11 protein-coding genes are annotated in these 19,511 nt (G+C 64.8%); 4 read left to right on the plus strand and 7 right to left on the minus strand.

Annotated elements, in window-relative coordinates; all coding sequences use genetic code 11:
* Positions 1-6: 6 nt before the first annotated feature.
* The 3 genes from Atep_RS15120 to Atep_RS15130 all read right to left on the minus strand — a co-directional run bounded on the left by Atep_RS15120 (position 7) and on the right by Atep_RS15130 (position 6,141).
* Positions 7-1,674 (minus strand): ATP-binding protein, encoded by a 1,668-nt coding sequence (locus tag Atep_RS15120; RefSeq protein WP_213379270.1) that lies wholly within the window; start codon positions 1,672-1,674, stop codon positions 7-9.
* A gap of 41 nt (positions 1,675-1,715) precedes the next feature.
* Entirely contained in the window at positions 1,716-3,389 is a 1,674-nt protein-coding gene (locus tag Atep_RS15125) for an ATP-binding protein (RefSeq protein WP_213379272.1), read from the minus strand.
* A gap of 70 nt (positions 3,390-3,459) precedes the next feature.
* Complete coding sequence (locus Atep_RS15130; RefSeq protein WP_213379274.1) at positions 3,460-6,141, minus strand: calcium-translocating P-type ATPase, PMCA-type; 2,682 nt, start codon at positions 6,139-6,141, stop codon at positions 3,460-3,462.
* Between the two features lie 123 nt (positions 6,142-6,264).
* Between Atep_RS15130 and lon the strand changes: the two genes are divergently transcribed.
* From lon to Atep_RS15150, 4 genes are all read left to right on the plus strand, one after another.
* Positions 6,265-8,709 (plus strand): endopeptidase La, encoded by a 2,445-nt coding sequence (gene lon, locus Atep_RS15135; RefSeq protein WP_213379276.1) that lies wholly within the window; start codon positions 6,265-6,267, stop codon positions 8,707-8,709.
* A gap of 150 nt (positions 8,710-8,859) precedes the next feature.
* On the plus strand, positions 8,860-9,102 hold the full coding sequence (locus Atep_RS15140) for a hypothetical protein (protein WP_213379278.1): 243 nt from the start codon (positions 8,860-8,862) through the stop codon (positions 9,100-9,102).
* Between the two features lie 165 nt (positions 9,103-9,267).
* A complete protein-coding gene (locus tag Atep_RS15145) occupies positions 9,268-10,233 on the plus strand; it encodes a GGDEF domain-containing protein (RefSeq protein ID WP_236786277.1) in 966 nt (321 codons plus the stop codon).
* A 93-nt stretch (positions 10,234-10,326) separates the two neighbouring features.
* Entirely contained in the window at positions 10,327-12,003 is a 1,677-nt protein-coding gene (locus Atep_RS15150) for a methyl-accepting chemotaxis protein (protein ID WP_213379282.1), read from the plus strand.
* 15 nt (positions 12,004-12,018) lie between these two features.
* Here the strand turns inward: Atep_RS15150 and Atep_RS15155 are convergent, their stop codons facing one another.
* The 4 genes from Atep_RS15155 to Atep_RS15170 all read right to left on the minus strand — a co-directional run bounded on the left by Atep_RS15155 (position 12,019) and on the right by Atep_RS15170 (position 19,227).
* Positions 12,019-14,067, minus strand: coding sequence for a response regulator (locus Atep_RS15155; protein ID WP_213379284.1), 2,049 nt, complete (start codon positions 14,065-14,067; stop codon positions 12,019-12,021).
* A gap of 161 nt (positions 14,068-14,228) precedes the next feature.
* Positions 14,229-15,383 carry a DUF4340 domain-containing protein gene (locus Atep_RS15160; RefSeq protein WP_213379286.1) on the minus strand — a complete coding sequence of 385 codons (1,155 nt, stop codon included), beginning with the start codon at positions 15,381-15,383 and terminating at the stop codon, positions 14,229-14,231.
* A gap of 3 nt (positions 15,384-15,386) precedes the next feature.
* Positions 15,387-18,296, minus strand: a complete 2,910-nt coding sequence (locus tag Atep_RS15165; protein WP_213379287.1) for a Gldg family protein — start codon at positions 18,294-18,296, stop codon at positions 15,387-15,389.
* Positions 18,289-19,227 carry an ABC transporter ATP-binding protein gene (locus Atep_RS15170; RefSeq protein WP_213379292.1) on the minus strand — a complete coding sequence of 313 codons (939 nt, stop codon included), beginning with the start codon at positions 19,225-19,227 and terminating at the stop codon, positions 18,289-18,291. Before Atep_RS15170 ends, Atep_RS15165 begins: the two co-directional genes overlap by 8 nt.
* Positions 19,228-19,511: the final 284 nt, after the last annotated feature.

The following is a 19,511-nucleotide window of genomic DNA, read 5'->3' on the forward strand; positions in this document are numbered from 1 at the left end:
TAGGGATCACACTGCTCGCCAGTCGGCCTGCGCAAGATTGCGCGTCCGGCTGTCGAAGACGAGTCCCAGCTCGAACAGCCCCTTGTTGGGCAGACCGCGATACTTGGCGCTGTAGTCGCGCGCGCGGATCTGGGCCAGGGCGGGGTTGGCTGATTCCTTGGTCTGCTTCGCGTCGGTCTTGCCGGATCGGCGACGTTTCGGTTTTGCTGAAGTCTCGGGATCGTTCCTGTCGGTGCCGTCGGAACTCAGGCCACTCGCCGACCCAGAACCATGTCGAACCTTGATCTCGATGACATAGATGTAGCCTTCGAGCTTGATGGTGAGATCGACCTGACCCTGGTTGGAGATGTCCTCGGGGATGATCTCGGCGTTGAGACTGGCGAAGAAGGCATAGAGCACGCTGGCGTAATAGCCTTCACTCTCCGGCAGATCGTTGTTGGTGAAGTTGCGCCAGGGAATGCCGGCGAACAGCCGCCGGATCGCCGCGATCAGCCCCTCGACATCGCCCTGGATGAGACACTCGTAGAGCGCATCCTGATGCGCGTCGCGCCCGCTGGCGAGCGTGCCGAGATAGGCGTCGATCAGGTGATCGGCCAGCGCCATCTTCACTTCCTGATTGGGCAGACGCAGCCGGTAGAGCAACCGCGAGCGCCGCCAGCGCGTGCCGGCGATGGTCAGATAGCCGGTCTGGAACAGCAGCGTCACCGGATCGATGCGCTCGATGTCGAACGAATCCAGGATCTCCTCGCTGGCCTCGATCGTTTCCAGACTGGGCAGAAAGGTGCGCCGTGCCCGCAGCAGCTCGATGAGAAAGCTCGGATTGCCGGTCTCGAACCAGTAGGGGCGGAATCGTTGACCCTTCGCAATGAAGAGCAGGATATCGAAGGGGTTGTAGACCGGCTCGCCCAGAAAGCCGTAGCCGTTGTACCACTGCTTGAGCCGCGCCCAGTCGACCCCGCGCAGATGCTCGCCGAACGTGGTCTCCAGATCGGACTGGGTATAGCCGCACAGGGTGGCGAAGCGCTCATCCAGCGTGAGATCTTCGAGCTGGTTCAGCCCCGAGAACAGACTGACCTTGCTGAACTTGGTCACACCGGTCATGAAGACGAAGCGGATGTCGGCGTCATGTCCCTTCATCACCGAGTAGAGGTTTTTCAGGCCCTCGCGGATCTCGGCGCCCGCGCCGGTCGGATCTGTGATGTTGTCCAGGATCGGTTTGTCGTACTCGTCGACCAGGATGACCACACCCTGCTCACTGGATGCATGCGCACGCCGGATCAATTCGCCGAACATTCCAGGGATGCTTTGCGCGTTGCAGCGAATCCCGAGTCGTTCCTGATTGAGCGCCAACTGCTCGCGGATCGATTCATCGAGTTCGTCGCGATTGCGCAGCACGCCGACCGAGAAATCGAACCGGATCACCGGATGGCGCCGGCTCCAGTCCCAGCGCTCGTGGATATACAGCCCGCGAAACAGCGCCTCGCTCCCCTCGAATAGTTCCTTGAGCGTGTCGAGGAACAGACTCTTGCCGAAGCGGCGCGGACGCGACAGAAAGTACGACTTGCCCTGACTGACCATCGCCCAGGCATGCGCGGTCTTGTCGACATAGGCATAGCCCTGTTCGATGATCTCGCTGAAGGTCTGGAGGCCGATGGGCAGTTTGCGGGCAGTCATGGGGTCACTCTCGTTGGCGGCGTTGGAACCCGGACGCTGGGTCAGGCCACCCGCCAGTCGGCCTGCGCAAGATTGCGCGTCCGGCTGTCGAAGACGAGTCCCAGCTCGAACAGCCCCTTGTTGGGCAGACCGCGATACTTGGCGCTGTAGTCGCGCGCGCGGATCTGGGCCAGGGCGGGGTTGGCTGATTCCTTGGTCTGCTTCGCGTCGGTCTTGCCGGATCGGCGACGTTTCGGTTTTGCTGAAGTCTCGGGATCGTTCCTGTCGGTGCCGTCGGAACTCAGGCCACTCGCCGACCCAGAACCATGTCGAACCTTGATCTCGATGACATAGATGTAGCCTTCGAGCTTGATGGTGAGATCGACCTGACCCTGGTTGGAGATGTCTTCGGGGATGATCTCGGCGTTGAGACTGGCGAAGAAGGCATAGAGCACGCTGGCGTAATAGCCTTCACTCTCCGGCAGATCGTTGTTGGTGAAGTTGCGCCAGGGAATGCCGGCGAACAGCCGTCGGATCGCCGCGATCAGCCCCTCGACATCGCCTCCGCGCAGACAATCATAGAGTGCCTGCTGCCAGGACAGCCGCTCGCTGGGCAGCCGGTCGGTATAGGCATCGACCAGATGATTGGCCAGTGCCTGACGCACTTCCTGATTCGGCACCCGTAGTGCGAACAACCACTGTCCGAAGCTGTCGCGCGTGCCGGCGATGGTCAGATAGCCGGTCTGGAACAGCAGCGTCACCGGATCGATGCGCTCGATGTCGAACGAATCCAGGATCTCCTCGCTGGCCTCGATCGTTTCCAGACTGGGCAGAAAGGTGCGCCGTGCCCGCAGCAGCTCGATGAGAAAGCTCGGATTGCCGGTCTCGAACCAGTAGGGGCGGAATCGTTGACCCTTCGCAATGAAGAGCAGGATATCGAAGGGGTTGTAGACCGGCTCGCCCAGAAAGCCGTAGCCGTTGTACCACTGCTTGAGCCGCGCCCAGTCGACCCCGCGCAGATGCTCGCCGAACGTGGTCTCCAGATCGGACTGGGTATAGCCGCACAGGGTGGCGAAGCGCTCATCCAGCGTGAGATCTTCGAGCTGGTTCAGCCCCGAGAACAGACTGACCTTGCTGAACTTGGTCACACCGGTCATGAAGACGAAGCGGATGTCGGCGTCATGTCCCTTCATCACCGAGTAGAGGTTTTTCAGGCCCTCGCGGATCTCGGCGCCCGCGCCGGTCGGATCTGTGATGTTGTCCAGGATCGGTTTGTCGTACTCGTCGACCAGGATGACGACCGGTTGGCCGGTGGCGGCCCGTGCCGCCTGGATGAGTTCGGCGAAACGCCCAGGAATATCCGCGCCCCATTCCGTCTCGATGAGACCCAGACGCCGTGCATTGTCACGCAGCAGCCAGTCGATGCGTTGGTCGAGTTCTTCGCGATTACGCAGCACGCCGACCGAGAAATCGAACCGGATCACCGGATGACGCCGGCTCCAGTCCCAGCGCTCGTGGATATACAGCCCGCGAAACAGCGCCTCGCTCCCCTCGAATAGTTCCTTGAGCGTGTCGAGGAACAGACTCTTGCCGAAGCGGCGCGGACGCGACAGAAAGTACGACTTGCCCTGACTGACCATCGCCCAGGCATGCGCGGTCTTGTCGACATAGGCATAGCCCTGTTCGATGATCTCGCTGAAGGTCTGGAGGCCGATGGGCAGTTTGCGGGCAGTCATGGGGTCACTCTCGTTCGTTGGCGGATGTTAGGGCACGCCTCATGGCGTACCCTAAGATTTCGATGCGCGCTCAGCTCACCGTCACCGGATTCCCGAACACCCGATTGCGCACCGCCTTGCGGATCAGATCCGCCGGAACGATGAGGATCGCCAGCGCCAGCACCAGCAGCCACTCGCCGAACGACAATCCCACAGTGCGCAGGATCTCGCCGCCGAAGGTGATGAAGAACACCTGGATCGCCATGATCGACGGAATGATGATCGAGAACAGCCGGTTGTCGAGCAGATGCTCGAACAGGTTCAGTCCCTGGGTGCGGGCGTTGAAGGTATTGAACACCTGCACGAACACGAAAAAGGCAAAGAACGCCGTCAGGAACTTGGCCTGCGCCTCGGGCGTGCCGGCGGCATAGCCGCCGTCGAACCGGCCCCGAGTCAGATCACTGGTCAGGAACAGGATACTGATGACCGCGATCAAGCCGCCATTGATCAGGATCGAAGACCACATGTCGCGGTTGATCAGCTGCTCGTCGCGCCGCAACGGCGGTTCGTGCATGTAGCGCCCGAGCGCCGCCTCGCCGGCGAAGGCCAGACCGGCCAGGGTGTCCATGATGATGTTGAGCCACAGCAACTGGGTCATGGTCAGCGGCAGGTCGAAGCCGAAGAACTGCCCCAGGAACACCACCAGGATCGCCGAGACGTTCACCGTCAACTGGAACACCAGGAACTTGCGGATCGACTTGAACAGGGTGCGCCCGTAGAGCACCGCCTTGGTCAGTGAGGAGAAATTGTCGTCGAGGATGACGATGTCGGCCGACTCCTTGGTCATCTCGGTGCCGCTGCCCATTGCGAAGCCCACGTCCGCGTTCTTGACCGCCGGGGCGTCGTTGACCCCGTCGCCGGTCATGCCGACCACCAGATTCAGCTCCTTGGCCAGCTTGACCAGCCGGCTCTTGTCGGTGGGGAAGGCGCGCGCGACCACATAGAGATGCGGCAGGATCTTCTTGACCTCGTCGTCGGACAGTTCGCCCAGCTCAGCCGAGGTCATGACGATGGCCTGCGGGTCGTCCTCCAGCAGACCCACGTCCTTGGCGATCGCCTGCGCCGTCTCCTTGGCATCGCCCGTAATCATGACGACATGGATGCCGGCCTGCTTGGCCGTCTTGACCGACTGATAGGACGTGGTGCGCAGTTCGTCGCGCATCCCGAAGACACCGACCAGGGTCAGCGACTCGGGCAGGGCATTGGTCTCGGGGTCGATCGGCGTCTCGGTGACGGCGACCGCCAGCAGCCGCATGGCGCGCGCCGAGAGTTCGCTCATGGCTGCCTGGAGCGGGGCGGGATCGCTCAGGTCATGGGCGTTGCCCTCACCGTCGAGCCGGCGCGTGCACTGCTTCAGCACCACTTCGGGCGCACCCTTGACCAGAGTCAGCGCGCGCTCGCCGCGAACCTGAGTGGCCGAGAACTTGCGGCTACTGTTGAAGGGGATGTGATAGACGACATCGGCGCCATTGTTGGCCAGATAGGGCGTGACGAAGCGCAGTAGCGCCTGCTCGGTGCGATCGGCGCCGACCAGTTTGGGATCACTGGGGTCACTGGCATCGATCACGGCACTGGTGTTGTTGCGCAGTGCAAACCCGGCCTCGTCACGCAGTGCCTGCGGAATGGCGTCCAGCGACTCGAAGCGTTCGCCGGTTCCGGTCAGAAAGGCACTCACCGACAGCTTGCCCTGGGTCAAGGTGCCGGTCTTGTCGGTGAACAGCAGATTGAGACTGCCGGAGGTTTCGATGCCGAGCAGTTTGCGCACCAGCACCTTTTCGTTCAGCAGCTTCTTCATGTTGATGGCCAGCACCATCGCGATCATCATCGGCAACCCCTCGGGCACGGCGACCACGATGACGATGATGGCCAGAATGGCCGCCGTCACGAAATCCTTGACGATGACGCCGCTCGACTGCGCCCAGTAGGCCTCCAATCCCCCGCCCTGCAGGAAGATGTTGTTGAACATGAAGGCGACGAAGATGAAGGTGGCGCCGATATAGCCGAAGGTGGCGATATGGCCGCCGAGTACCGTGAGCTTGTGCTGGAGCGGGGAGAGCCGGTCCTCGGCCGAGAGCAGTTCCTTCATGGTCTGGCCATAGCGGGTCTTGTCGCCCACGGCGGTGGCGCGCATCACGCACTCGCCGTCGACCAGCAGACCGGCGCGCCACAGCCGGTGCTCCTCCGGCACGTCGGCGTCGGCGACACCGGCGCTCAGAGCGGTCTTTTTGATCGGCTCGGACTCGCCGGTGAGCGCTGCCTCGTCGACCTCGGCATGACCGGCGATCAGCAGGCCATCGGTGGGGACGGTGTCGCCCGGTTGCAGCAGCACGTGGTCACCGACCACCAGTTCGGTGATCGGGATCTCGGTCAGGTGGCCGTTGCGAAAGACCTTGACCCGGATCAGCGAGGCTTCCTCCAGCAGACGCTGGAAGGATTGTTCGTTGCTGTACTCCGACCAGGTGGCGACGAAGGTGGCGATGACCACCGCGAAGGCGATGCCGACGCTCTCGTACCACTCGGCATAGCCGAGGAAGGTCAGGAGCACCGTGATCGCGAGTGCCACGATCAGGATGATGATGATCGGATCCTTGAGATTGCCGAGCAGCTTGTCCCAGAAGGTCTCGGTCTCCTGGCTGGCGACGGCGTTGGATCCATGCTGGGCGCGTGAGCGCTCGACCTCTTGGTCGGTCAGTCCCGGATAGCTGAACTTCATGGCGCGGAATCTCCATCGGCATTGTTAATTCAGGACTGACTATCTTACCGCCGCTTGCAAATCGGCGGCGAAAACCTGAAATTGGCCACTCCTGTGTGTGGTATTTCGAGTGAGGCCAACAGCATGTCGGATGAGGATCAGGTGACGAACGCAGAGCACGACGAGACCCTGGAGTCGGGCGCCGAGCCGCATGTGGAGCAGGGGCCGGCACCGGACGAGGAATCGACCCCGATCCAACTGGCGCGTGCCAACGACGTGCTGCCCGGCGAGATCCATCTGCTCCCCGTCGCCTCGCGTCCCTTCTTCCCCGGTCAGGCCGTGCCGCTGATGATGTCGGCCGAGCCCTGGGCGCCGACCATGAAGGCGGTGGCCAAGACCGATCACAAGATCCTCGGCGTGGTGCTGGTCGACAGCGAGACATCCGAGGAAGCGACCACGGAGAGTTTCAGACAGATCGGCACCGCCTGCCGGGTGCATCGCATCCACCAGCAGGATGGGCATCTGCAAGTCCTGGTCGAGTGCCTACAACGCTTCAGGATCGAGGGCTGGGCGCATCCCGAGACCCCGTTCCGCGCCCGCGTGACCTATCTGCCAGAACCCTATGGGCCGCCCAACGCCGAAGTCAAGGCCTATGCGATGGCGGTCATCAACACCATCAAGGAGCTGCTGCCGCTCAATCCGCTCTATGTCGAGGAACTGCGCATGTTCCTCGACCGATTCGGCCCCGACGATCCCTCGCATCTGGCCGATTTCGCGGCGAGTCTGACCACCTCGACCAAGGATCAGCTCCAGGAGGTGCTGGAGATCCTGCCGCTCCTGCAACGCATGGAGAAGGTGCTGGTCCTGCTCAACAACGAGCTGGAACTGGCCCGCGCCCAGCAGAAGATCCGGCGCACGGTCGAAGAGAAGATGCACAAGCAGCAGCGCGAGTTCTTCCTGCGCGAGCAGCTCAAGGCGATCCAGAAGGAACTGGGCATCGCCAAGGACGACCGCACCGCCGAGATCGACAAGTTCCGCGAACGGCTCGCAAAGCTCACTCTGACCGAGCAGGCTCGGAAGCGCGTCGACGAGGAACTCGACAAACTCGGGATGCTGGAGACCGGCTCGCCCGAGTATGCCGTCACCCGTAACTATCTGGACTGGATCACGCTCCTGCCCTGGGGCCGGCATTCGGATGACATCCTGGATCTCAAGCGCGCGCGGCGCATCCTCGACCGCGATCATTACGGTCTGGAGGACGTCAAGGAACGCATCCTCGAATTCCTGGCCGTCGGCATCCACAAGGGCGAGATCTCGGGCTCCATCATCCTGCTGGTCGGACCGCCAGGCGTGGGCAAGACCTCGATCGGACACTCGATCGCCGACGCGCTCGGGCGGCGCTTCTATCGCTTCTCGGTCGGCGGCATCCGCGACGAGGCCGAGATCAAGGGCCATCGGCGTACCTACATCGGCGCCATGCCGGGCAAGTTCCTGCAAGCCATGAAGGAGGTCGAGACCTCCAATCCGGTGATCCTGCTCGACGAGATCGACAAGATCGGCGCCTCCTACCACGGCGACCCGGCCTCGGCGCTGCTCGAAGTGCTCGACCCGGAGCAGAACACCGACTTCCTCGATCATTATCTGGATCTGCGCTTCGATCTGTCCAAGTCGCTGTTCGTCTGCACCGCCAATCAGCTCGATACGATTCCGGGGCCGCTGCTCGACCGCATGGAGGTCATCAAGCTCTCGGGCTACATCGCCGAGGAGAAGCTCCAGATCGCCAAGAAGTATCTGCTGCCGCGCCAGATCGAACGCGCCGGAGTGGGCAAGAAGGCGGTCAAGCTCGACAGCGCCACGCTGCGCGCCCTGATCGAGGGCTATGCGCGCGATGCCGGGGTGCGCCGGTTGGAGAAACAGCTCGGCAAGATCGTGCGCAAGGTCGCGGTGCGGATGCTCGAAGGTGAGGAGACCCCGATCCGGGTGCGGGAGCAGGATCTCAAGGGCTATCTCGGAAGCCCCGTGTTCCGCGACGAGCGCAAGCTCTCAGGGCCGGGCGTGGTCACGGGGCTGGCCTGGACGGCCATGGGCGGCGCAACGCTCTCGATCGAGGCCGCGCACACCCACAGCTTTACGCGCGGCTTCAAGCTCACCGGCCAGCTCGGCGATGTGATGAAGGAATCGGCCGAGATCGCCTACGGCTATGTGGTCAGCCATGCCCAGGATTTCGGCGTCGATCCCGAGTTCTTCGAAAAATCCTTCATCCATGTCCATGTCCCGGCCGGCGCCACGCCCAAGGACGGCCCCTCGGCCGGCATCACCATGGCCTCGGCACTGCTGTCGCTGGCGCGCAAGCAGCCGGTGCGCCGCATCGCCATGACCGGCGAGATCACCCTCACCGGCGAGGTGTTCCCGGTCGGCGGCATCCGCGAAAAGCTCATCGCCGCCCGTCGCGCCGGGATCAAGGAGATCATCCTGCCCGCCGACAATCAGGGCGACTTCGAGGAAGTGCCCGAGCACGTGCGCAAGGGGCTGGAGGTCCATTTCGCCTCGCGCTTCGAGGACGTGCTGCCCTGGCTGTTCAAACGCTGAGCCGAGCGGGCCGAACCGCACCCGCCGCCGCGCCGGCTCAAGGAATCGCACGGCACGCCGATACACTCGCCATGTAGGCGGGTGCGGGCGTCGGCGACAGAGCCGACCCGACCCCAGGTCGAATCATCGGCGTCTTGCCTGGAGTCAGCGGTGAACAACAGACTGGAACGCGGAGCCCACGCAACGGGCACGAGGGCCGTGGTCGAGCCGATCGCGGCCCACTGGCAGGACGAGCGGCTGTGGCTGGAACTCGTCTCAGATCCCAAGACCCGTCATTGGTCGGTGCGGGTACACGACGGACGTGAACGTCCGGCGCGCCGCCATCTCGGTCTGGAGCAGGCGCTGGGCGTGCTGGCCTGTAGCGCTCGCCCCCTGGGCCGGAGGGGCGCCTGAATGTCGGTCGAGGTGCCGGTTTCATGTCGGATCGAGGGTGCAAGTGTCAGCGAGCCGTCGTTTCAGGCCGCGATCAGACGCCGTCCACCCCAAGTCCTGGGCTGGAGTCAGTTGGCACAGACTTCGCTTGACCCTGAATATGACTCATCTTTCAGGGGGCGTCATGTGTCAACGAATCATCAAGCCGATACGTCACGACTCGCACTCGTCGCCACGGCCGGTCCCAGTCGCCGCCAACCCCCCGAGACCATCGATACCGTCCGCTTCCTGCAGGCCGTCACCGCCTCACTGGAGCTGGAGGAGGTGCTCGGCGCGCTCAACGAATTCCTACACCAGGCCTTCGGCCACGGCGGCTGGGAGTATCGTGGCCCGAGCGACGAACCTCGTCTCGCGGGCGGTCACTCCGACCGTCACCGGATCGAATATACCCTGACGCTCAACGGGCAGGACTTGGGCGCGCTCAAGCTCATGCGCGGACGGCGCTTCTCCGAGGACGATCAGCAGCGCATCGAGGGGTTGCTGGCCCTCGCCGCGCCCGCCATCCGGAACGCCCTGCGTTTCTCGCACGTCAATCGCCAGCTGGAGCGCGATCCCCTGACGGGACTCGGCAACCGCCGCGCCCTGACGCTCCAGGGCGAACAATGGCTGGCCGACAGCGTGCGTCATCACCATTCGCTCTCGATGCTGGTGCTGGATCTCGACAGCTTCAAGGCCGTCAACGACACCCATGGCCACCCGGTCGGCGACCGTATCCTGTGCAAGGTCGCCGAGACCCTGATGACCGTGACCCGCACCGCCGACCTGTGCGTGCGCCTAGGCGGTGACGAGTTCGTCGTGCTCCTGCCCGAGACCGGCCTGGACGCGGCTCAGGACTGCGCCGAGCGCATCCGTCGCGCGCTGGCACGGCAGTTCGTCGAGACCGAATCCGGCCGGCGCGTCGGGATCAGTGTGAGCATCGGCGCCGCGACCCTGAGAGCCGACATGAGCCTCGATCAGCTCTACCAGCACGCCGATGCCGCCCTCTATGTCGCCAAACAAGCACGCGAACGGGATCCGGCGGTCACCACCCAGGCCAAGCCGCGAGCGGCCACGCAACGCCCCGCCGGGCGCCCGACGATGCGCAAGGAGTGACGCGATCGACACCACGCGACAGCGACTTCGTTTAGACTGTCCCGCCATGTTCGCTTCATCCTTTTCCACACAAGCCTCGGGACAGCAAGTAGCATGTTGAAGAACACTCGATTGAGCGTGAAGCTGGCCGCCAGTTTTCTGGCGATGGCGTTGATTGTGTTGATCCTCGGTCTTCTCGGGATTCGAGGTGAACTGAGTATGCGCGACCATCTCATCTCGATGAGCCGGGAAAGTCTGCCGGCGATCGTACAGCTCAATCGACTCAATTACGAGCGCGTCCGGATTCGCAGCCAGACCTTCGAAATCAAGAGCTTGACGACCTGGAGCACGCGCACCCGCGAGTTGATCGAGCAGGTCATGCGCCAGCGTGTCGCCTCCTGGAACGTCGTCGAGGAGGCGCTGGCGCAATTCGAACGCCTGCCTCAGTCCGTCGACGAGCAGGCGATCTTCTCGGCCCTCAAGACCGACTACACCACCTGGCGTGAGCATTACACCGAACTCGATCGCTTGACGCGCGCCATGCTCGAAGCCCCGGATCAGGAGACCTATTCGGTCGTGCTGGCGCAGTTCGGGCAGCGTGTCGACGACATCTTCCCGGTCTCGGACCGGGTCGCCGTGCTCATCGAATCCCTGGTCGCACTCAAGAACAAGTCTTCGAGCGATACCCTGGCCCAGGCTCGGCATGAAAGCGATCTCATGGTCATGCTCTATGGCATCGCCATGATCGTGGGACTGGCGCTGGCCGGCATCCTCGGTTTTCTCATCACCCATGACACGCTGCGCCGTCTGGGCGGCGAACCGGCGCAGGTGCTGGCCGTCGTCAACCAGCTCGCCGAGGGTGATCTGACGACCAACATCCATCTGCGTCCCGGAGACGAAACCAGTCTCATGGCCGCCATGGCACGCATGGTCGAGAACATGCGGCGCGTCCTGCGCGATGTCTCCAACGCCAGCTCACAGGTCGCGGCCGCCGCCGTCGAACTCTCGGCCACCAGTGAGGAGACCAACCAGCAGGTGCGCGTCGAGCAATCCGAGACCGATCAGGTCGCTACCGCGATGAACGAGATGACCGCTACGGTCGAGGAGGTCGCGCGTCATGCCGCCGCCGCCGCGCGCGCCGCCCAGGATACCGACCGCGAGACCGAGGCCGGCAGCCAGGTGGTCGCGCAGACGATCTCGGCGATCGATCTGCTGGCGCAGGAGGTCGAGTCGGCCGGTCAGGTGATCGCGCGACTCTCCGAAGACAGCGCCGAGATCGGCGCGGTGCTGGACGTCATCCGCGGCGTGGCCGAGCAGACCAATCTGCTGGCGCTCAACGCCGCCATCGAGGCCGCGCGCGCCGGTGAGCAGGGACGCGGCTTCGCCGTCGTGGCCGCCGAGGTGCGCACCCTGGCCAGCCGCACCCAGTCTTCGATCCAGGACATCCAGGAGAAGATCGAGCGGGTGCAGAACGGTTCGGCGGGCGCGGTCTCGGTGATGGCCAAGGGGCAGGAGATGGCGCGCGAGAGCGTGGCTCAGGCCCGGCGTGCCGGCGAATCGCTCCAGACCATCAGCGCCGCCATCACCAGCATCGCCGACATGAACCGTCAGATCGCCGGCGCCGCCGAGGAACAGACGGCGGTGGCCGAGGAGATCAACCGCAACATCCACACCATCTCCTCGACGGTCGATCAGACCGCCGCCGGCGCGGCCCATATCGCCAGTGCCAGCGAGGAACTGGCGCGGCTGGCCAGCATGCTCCAGGAGCGGGTCGCGCGCTTCAGGCTCTGAGGTCGGAGAATCCCGTCATTCCAGAGGTTCGTCGCCGTGTCGGACGAACCTCCGGATCAAGTCCTCCAGCAGTGCCGGGTTGAGCGGCTTGACGATATGCTCGTCGAGGCCGAACTCCAGACAGCGTTCGCGCTCACTCTCCAGATCCAGGCTGCTCATGCCGACGATGGGGGTGCGGCGCGCGCCCGAATCCTCCAGGCGGCGCATGGCGCGTGCGACCTCGATCCCGTCGACGTCCGGCAGGTAGAGATCCAGGAACACCAGATCATAGGTCTCGGAGCGGAACTGCTCGAGGGCCAGTCCACCACTGTTGACGATCAGGGTCTCGTGGCCCCACTCCTGGAGCAGGGTGCTGGCGAGTTTTTGATGCAGCAAGCCGCTCTCGACCAGCAGGATGCGCAGGCGCCGGCGGTACTCGACCAGCATGTGTCGCGTGAGCAGCGGGCGCGGCTGGGGCGACTCATCGGACATGAGCAGACGGGTGAGCAGCTCGCGCAATTCGCGCGGCGAGGCCGGCTTGGTGAGGAAGGCGTCGATACCGGCCTCGCGGCAACGCCGGGCGTCGCCGCGCTGTCCGATCGAGGCCAACATCACGAGCGCTGCCTGCTCGACCGCGAGCTCGTCCCGCAACCGGGTCGCCAACTCGAATCCATCGAGTTCGGGGAGTGTGGAGTCGAAGACATAGACATCGAACGCCTGCCCCCGCGCCTGATGCGCGCGCGCCAGTTCGAGTGCCTGACGTCCGGTGCTCGCCTCCCGGACCTCGAAGCCCCAGTGCCTGAACCAATAGGCCAGCGTGCGTCGCGCGACCGCCTGGTCGTCGACGAGGAGCGCGCGTCGTCCGGGCCAGCTCGCCATAGGGCGTGGCGGTGTCTCACTGAGATCCAGCCGTGGGAGCGGGAGCGTGAAATGCAGGCCGGCAGGCTCCAGGGTGTCGATCCAGACCCGTCCGCCCAGGTGCTCGATCAGACGCGCACAGGTGGCCAGGGAGCATCCGCCCTCGCCGAAGCCGTGCTCGATCGCCGCACCGACCGCCGTGCTCGGATCGATCAGCCCCTGGAGATCGGTGAGCGGGAGCCTGAGACCCAGTGCCGAGAACTGGATCCAGTCCAGCGTCGGGTGCTCGGTGTTCAGGCGTCGCGTCTGGAGCCGGAGACCGTCGTCGCGGACGAAGGCGAGCGCCGCTCTCCAGAGCGTGGTCGACACCTGACGGATTCGGCCCGGATCGCCCTGGCTATGCGTGGGCAGGAGATCGAGTTGTTCGTAGCGGACCCCGAGTCCCCGGCGCTGGGCTTCGGTCGTGAGTGCCTCGACCAGATCGGCGATCAGCACCGATGGGTTGAAGGGAATCTGCTCGATGGTCATCTGACCGGTCTCGATGCGCGCGGAATCGAGCAGTTCGTCGATCTGGCCGAGCAGACGGGCGGTCGATGAGCGGATGAGATGGAGATAGTGGCGCTGGGTCTGGTCGAGCGATGTATGCAGCGTCAGTTCGCTGAGTTCCAGGATATCCTTGACCGGGTTGCGGATCTCGCGGCCGATGTCGGCGAGGCGCTGGTTGCGGGCCAGGTGCGCCGATTCGATCCGACGTCGGGTCTGGGCGTCGCGACGTGCGCTAAGCACGGATTGCGCCAGGAACAAGGCCGCCAGAGACAGCCCCTGCCGGAGATCCGGTGTCGGCGCACTGGCCGTCGCCGGAAGCACCAGGATCAGGAGACCGAATCCGGGGAGTCGCGCGGCCAGCACATGGCCCAATTCACCCGTGGTCAGGATCGGAAGTCCCTGTGGGTGCTCGGCCAGGGCCGTTTCCAGCGTGCTCGGCGACCAGTCGTCCCAGAAGGCGCCATAGAGCGGGTCGCGTGGGAGTGCCTCGGGATACAGGCAGACGATGGGTGGCCGGCCGGGCGGGGTGGTGGCCGGAGACTCCAGCACGGCGGCACCGCTCGCGTCGAGCCGGCGGACCAGCTCGGTCAGGAAACGCTGGAGCAGCGACTCCAGTTCGAGCGAGTCATCGATCGCCCGCGACAACTCGCCGAGCAGCTCGTAGGCATTGGAGGGGGTCATGATCGTCGATGGTCCGAGCGGGCGTTGCGCGATGGTTCGGGTGGCGGCGAGGGGCGTCTGGAACGCCCTCCGTCGAGCCTATGCAGCGAATCACTATAATCGAGTCACCCGGCTTCGTCATCCCAGGGCGAGAGGGGACGGCGATCCCTCGCCGTCGGATCTCAGTCGACGTCCGTGTCCATGGCGGACGCGGGGTCCGCTGCTTCTTCGTCGGTCGCGGGTGGCGCCGGCTCCTCCGAGTGCGTGGACTCAGGTTCGGCGTCGGTCGCCGGCTCGGGGGCCGGTTCGGGCTGGACGAGGAGCTTGGAGCGCTCCAGATCGACCAATTCCATCAGGTCGTATTTCGAGAGCTTGAAGACTTGGGGACGGTCGGCGCTCCTGAGCACGGAGTCCTCGCTCTCGGCGAGCTTGGCGATGCGGTAGGTGCGCGATTCGCCCTCGCTGAGTTCGATCTTCAGCTCCAGCACGGAGGCGGCCGGATCTTCGGCCGGCGCGTCCGCCATGGCGAAGACATCGCGGTAGCTGAGGTTGGCCAGGGTACGCACCAGTTCACGCGCCTTGTCCTGATCCAGCGTTTCGCTCGCGTCGGCTCCGGCCAGACGCCAGTTCTCGCCGTCCTTCTCCAGCCGCCAGTCGGAGCCTTCGATGGCCGTGATCTTTTCCTGATCGATGCGCAGCTGTCCCTGGTCGAGCCAATCGACGCGCCGGTTGGAGACATCGGCGATGGCTAGATCCAGTTCGTAGACGGCCGAGTCGTCCGCCGGGCGTCCGAACAGACGCCGGAAACGTGGTGTCTCGCCCAGGATCAGGGTCGCGATCTGTCCCTGTGCGCCTTCGAGCGTCAGGCGTCGGTTGAAGCCGGTGTCGGCGACCTTGAAGCGTGCGCGCGCTTCGGCGCTGGTGGCCGTGGGCAGCGGGCGCTTGAGTGCGGCCAGCGTGGTCAGGAGCTGATCGGCTTTGAAGCCGGCGGCGGGGAAATCGCCCAGTTCGCCGACCACCCAGGCGCCGCCGTCGCGCCGTTCGAGGTGCACCGGATCGGCGCCGTCCGAGCCTTCGATACGGATCGCCGTCACCTGCTCGGGCTTGAAATCGAGCAGGGGCGCTTGCGGGGCGAAGGCGCGGGTGCTCGGGGCGCTCAGGCTCTGGCCGAGCGCGATCAGCAGTTGCAGCGCTAGCAGACCGGCCAGTCCCATGACCAGGGGTGTGCGCAGATCCGGACGCCAGCCGAGATCGGCCTTGGGCACCTGAGCCTTGGTGTCGGCGGCGGTCGTTTCGCTCGCTGCCTTCGAGAGGGATGTCGAGTTGGTCGCTGTCATGGTTCACTGACCTCCTTGACCCAGGATGGCGGCATGGTAGCGGGCGCGACGGGCGCGGGCGCGACGATGCAGCGCGTAGACGAGTGCCAGCCCGCCGAGTGCCAGCAGATAATTGAGCGTCTCCCAGAAGACGCGCGCCTCGCGCCCGATGGGATCGAGCAGACGTCCGAACTGGCCGTGGCCGCGCAGCGACAGCAGGCCGCGATCTTCCAGCGACCAGTCGACGGCGTTCTGGACCAGTTCGAGCGGCTTGAGATAGCGGCTCTGGGTGGCTTCGTTGGCGAGACGGATGGCGGTGTCGCTCAGGAAGCTGGACGAACCGATCAGGATCAGCCGTGCCGACTCGGGCGAGCTGTCGATGACGCTCGAGATCACCGGCGGCTTGGAGGCGTCCGGATGCTGCGCGTCCTCATCCTCTTTGCTGTCGGCTTCGGACTCGACCTCGTCCCTAGCGAGCAGCGGCGAGGGCTGACCGGCGAAGGGCGAGTCGAAGCGGCCCTCGACGGCGACCGCCAACAGCTTGCGTCCCCGATCCTCGCCACGCGGGAAGCCGAGCGCGCCATGCGCCTCGAAGTCGGGCTGCATGTTCTCCGAGTCACTGCTCCAGGCCGCGTCCGAACTCTGGAGCAGGCGCGTGACCCGGCGTCCGGCGTTCTTCGTCGCGTCGAGCGTGATCGGCGATGACCAGTTGAGCGTGATCTGACCCAGACCGGCGGTGATCGGGCTGTCCTCGGCCAGTCCCTCGCCCCGGATGTCGGGGAAATAAGGATAGTCGAGCGTCCGGATCTCCTGGACCGTGAAGCCGCCCAGATTGCGCTGGACCGGGATCGGGAAGGGCGTGTTGCGCGGGTCGAGCACCAGGCTGGATTCGAGCTTCAAACCATGATGCGCGAGCCAGTCGCCCAAGCCGGTGTCGATCTTGCGCGCGCCGATGGCCCCGCCCGCCAGATCCAGATCGAAGCTGGACGCGGCCAGGATCACGGTTCCGCCCTGCATCAGGAATTGGTCGATGGCGAAGCGCTGTTTCTCGTCCAGCGACTCGGGACCGACGACCAGCAGCAGATCGGCGTCCTCCGGCGCCTGACCCGAGGTGAGATCGGTCTCGCGCAGGTTGAAGCTGTCTTGGAGCGTCTGACGCAGCAGGCTGTAGTCGTCGCCCGTCGAGCCGCCCATGCCGAAGGGGTTGGGCTTGGGGGCGGGCGCGAAGAGTGCCACGGTGCGCAGTACGCCGGGTGCGAAACGCTTGATCGCCGATTCGATCGAACGGTTCAGCCCACTGCGGTCCAGCGATTCGGGCAGCGGCACCGGGATGCTCCGTGCGCCATCCTCCAGCACCAGATAGAAATAGAAGGGTGTGGGATCGAGCAGACTGACCACCAGCGGCTCGAAGCCATACTGCTCCCGGATCTTCTTGGCCAGGGCGCCGTCACCGGCCGCCGGGTCTTGAATCTCGAAGCTGAAACGTCCGTTCGACTTGGAGCGCAACTCGCCCAGGATGGACTCCAGATCGGTGCGCAAACCCGGAAGCGGCTCGGGCAGCGTGTCCGATGCCGAGACGAACGCCTTGAGCGTCAGCGGCTTGGACAGGTTGGCGAACAGATCGCCGCCGCCCTGATAGCCCTGGAGCACCTTGCGGATGGTGCGCGTCAGGTCGTACTCGGGATGGCGCAGACGCACGTCGAGATCCGTCTCGCTGCGGACCTTGACGTCGATCAGATCCCGGAAGCTCAGGGTCTCGTACTGATCGCCGTACTTGATCAGGATGTCGAAATAGGAATTGACCACGGCGGCCTGATACTTGGTCGCGGTCTGGAAGGCGACCGGCCGGATGCCGTACTGCTCGCCGGCCTCGCGCTCCAGCTCGGGCGACTGCTGAGGATCGACGATCTCCACGCGCACCCTGTCGCCGCCGGCGATCTGATATTCCTCCAGCAGGTCGCGCAGTTGCGGCACCAGGGGCGCGAGCAACGGATGGGTCTGGGCGCTGAAATAGCCCCGGATCAGCAGCGGTTCCTGGAGCTGGGACAGATAGGTTCGGGTCGCCTCGGAGAGACTGTAGAGCCGGCCCTCGGTCAGATCGGCGCGCGCGCCGGTCACGCCCTGTATCCAGAGATTGGCCGCAATCAGGTTGGCCACCGCCAGCCCCGTGACCAGGGTCCAGCGCCGATGATGGCGCGGGTTGGCTTCCGGCTCGGCCCAGCGCAGACGTTCGAGGCCGTGGATAGTGAGTGCCAGGAAGACGCCGGTCAGGCTCAGGTAGTAATAGAGATCGCGCACATCGATCACCCCGCGCGTGATCGACTCGAAGCGCGCGCCGCTGCCGAGCAGCCGCAGGAGTTCACCGCCGCCGTGTCCGACCAGACTGGTGAGCGCCGGCGAGCCGATGACATAGAAGGCCGCGCTGACCAGGGTCGCGCCGATCAGGGCCACGATCGGATTGTCGGTCCGCGCCGAGACGAAGAGTCCGATGGCGACATAGGCCGAGGCCAGCAGCAGCGCCGCCAGATAGGCGCCGACGACCGGACCCCAGTCGAGCGGCCCGAGCAGCGAGACCGTGATCGGTAGCGGCAGGGTCAGGGCCAGCGCCACGGCCACCAGACCCAGTGCGGCCAGGAACTTGCCGAGCACCAGCCTGGGTGTGGCCACCGGCAGGGTCAGCAGGTTTTCGAGCGTCCCGGCGCGCCGCTCCTCGCTCCACATCCGCATGGTGAGCGCGGCACAGAGGAAGATCAGCAGGATCGGCATCCACTCGAACAGCGGACGTGCGTCGGCGATGTTGCGGGCGAAGAAGGCATCCACCCAGAAGAAGACGAACAGCGACACCGCCAGGAAGGTGCCGATGAAGATATAGGCCACCGGCGAGCCGAAGAAGGCCGCCAGCTCGCGGCGGGCCACGCGCGTGATCTCAGCCATGGGGCGCCTCCATCCGTTCCAGGGTCACGGCGCCGAACAGCGCCTCCAGGTCTTGGCGTTCGGTCTCCAGACCATGCAGCGACCAGCCGCGCTCGCAGACGGCGCGGGCGACGCCGGGGGCGGCCGATTGAGCGTCGTCGGTCTCCAGGGCGAAGCGCCGACGGGCGCCGTCTTCATCCAACAGGGCCGCCGAGCCGATGCCGTCCAGCGCCGAGAGCACCGGCAACGCCTCGTCCGGTTCGCGATCCAGCGTCACCACCAGACGCGGCCGGCGTCCGATGGCATCGAGCCGGCTGTCGAGCGCCAGTTGACCGCCGCGCATGATGAGCACCCGCCCGCAGACCGCTTCGACCTCTTGCAGGATGTGGGTCGAGATGATGAGCGTGGCCTCGCGTGCCAGCTCGCGCACCAGGGCGCGCATGTGCTGGATCTGGGCCGGGTCGAGTCCGTTGGTCGGTTCGTCGAGGATGAGAAAGCGCGGCTCGTGCAGGATGGCCTGGGCCACACCGACGCGCTGACGGTAGCCGCGCGACAGGGTGCCGATGGCGGCGGTCGCCTTGGCGCCGAGTTCGGTGCGCTCGACGGCGCGACGGATCGCCGCCGGACGTCGGTCGGGCGACAGCCCCAGCAGCGAGGCCTGATAGTCCAGTGAATCGAGCACCGTCATCTCGGGATAGAGCGGACAGTTCTCGGGCAGATAGCCGATGCGGCGTTGCGCCTCGCGGCGCTGTTCGGCGATGTCCAGTCCGTCGATCCGGATCGTTCCGGCGCTCGGTTCGAGATAGCCGGTCAGCATCTTCATGATGGTGGTCTTGCCCGCGCCATTGTGGCCGAGCAGACCCACGATCTCACCCGTGTCGATGCTGAACGAGACGTCCTGGACCGCCTTGAGTGCGCCATAACGGCGACTGAGGTGGCGAACCTCGATCATTGAGTCTCTCCTGTCTCGATTGCTCGCGGTGTCTTGGAGGGCAGGGCGCAGCGGCCCCATACGGGCGCGGATTTCAACCAAGGCGGTTGAAGCGTGCAAGTGGGCCGTGGTGGCTGGACAGGCGCAGCATCTACGGATCAACAAAAAAGAAATTACAAATCAATATCTTGCGCCTATCGCTCACAGATGGGATCCAGAGTTAAATTTTGTTTAGCCCTTTGCCTGAGGCGCTTTGCACCCTCATTTATGTTATAAATTGCGTACGCAATTGATAATCATCGAGG

It is taken from the genome of Allochromatium tepidum (assembly GCF_018409545.1).
GTDB classification, from domain to species: domain Bacteria; phylum Pseudomonadota; class Gammaproteobacteria; order Chromatiales; family Chromatiaceae; genus Thermochromatium; species Thermochromatium tepidum_A.

Excerpts from the sequence above, each read along its gene's own strand:
- Atep_RS15120 (WP_213379270.1), bottom strand. The coding sequence starts at position 1,674 with ATGACTGCCCGCAAACTGCCCATCGGCCTCCAGACCTTCAGCGAGATC.
- Atep_RS15125 (WP_213379272.1), bottom strand. The coding sequence starts at position 3,389 with ATGACTGCCCGCAAACTGCCCATCGGCCTCCAGACCTTCAGCGAGATC.
- Atep_RS15130 (WP_213379274.1), bottom strand. The coding sequence starts at position 6,141 with ATGAAGTTCAGCTATCCGGGACTGACCGACCAAGAGGTCGAGCGCTCA.
- lon (WP_213379276.1), top strand. The coding sequence starts at position 6,265 with ATGTCGGATGAGGATCAGGTGACGAACGCAGAGCACGACGAGACCCTG.
- Atep_RS15150 (WP_213379282.1), top strand. The coding sequence starts at position 10,327 with ATGTTGAAGAACACTCGATTGAGCGTGAAGCTGGCCGCCAGTTTTCTG.
- Atep_RS15155 (WP_213379284.1), bottom strand. The coding sequence starts at position 14,067 with ATGACCCCCTCCAATGCCTACGAGCTGCTCGGCGAGTTGTCGCGGGCG.
- Atep_RS15160 (WP_213379286.1), bottom strand. The coding sequence starts at position 15,383 with ATGACAGCGACCAACTCGACATCCCTCTCGAAGGCAGCGAGCGAAACG.
- Atep_RS15165 (WP_213379287.1), bottom strand. The coding sequence starts at position 18,296 with ATGGCTGAGATCACGCGCGTGGCCCGCCGCGAGCTGGCGGCCTTCTTC.
- Atep_RS15170 (WP_213379292.1), bottom strand. The coding sequence starts at position 19,227 with ATGATCGAGGTTCGCCACCTCAGTCGCCGTTATGGCGCACTCAAGGCG.